The 504-nt window shown below is 56.3% G+C and carries 1 pseudogene; it reads right to left on the reverse strand.

The window, feature by feature from the left end:
* Positions 1 to 504 (reverse strand): annotated as a pseudogene (locus HU806_RS26260) (type IV secretion protein Rhs); the annotation flags it as partial.

Below are 504 nucleotides of genomic sequence, written 5' to 3' on the forward strand. Positions count from 1 at the left end.
CCGCGGTGTAGACGAAGAGCAGGGGCTCATCGCTCAGGACCATCAGGGCTTTGGCGATCGCCTCCGAGGAAGCTTTCAGCAGTTGCTCAAGCTCGGCCTCGGTGAGGTATTCCAGCAACTTTTCACTGTTTGCTTGCAGGTCCGCCAACAGATCGAAGATCTGCTTGATGTCGTCCCATAGCTTGAGCAGGGCGTTCTCAAAACCGCGTAACTGAGCCTCCTGCAACGTGTTGAAGCGCTTTACAAAACCGCTCTCGGAAGCCTCCTTCCATAGCGGTTGAAACTCGTTCCACTCGGCTGTCAGCCAACCCTCGAGCTCGACGATCGCGAGCTGGTAAGAGCTGTAGAGCGCCCTGACATGACTGGTCGTGATATTTGGAAAAAAGCTGATGCGGTAACGCTGGCCGCGATCGCACTCGGATATTTCCAGAATGCCGCTGGGGCCGATGACATGAGGGACGGGATCGCCGAACGTTTCCTTCCCCTGCTCACCCTTGATGATCG

The organism is Pseudomonas sp. SWRI154, assembly GCF_014268645.1.
Taxonomy (GTDB): Bacteria; Pseudomonadota; Gammaproteobacteria; order Pseudomonadales; family Pseudomonadaceae; genus Aquipseudomonas; species Aquipseudomonas marvdashtae.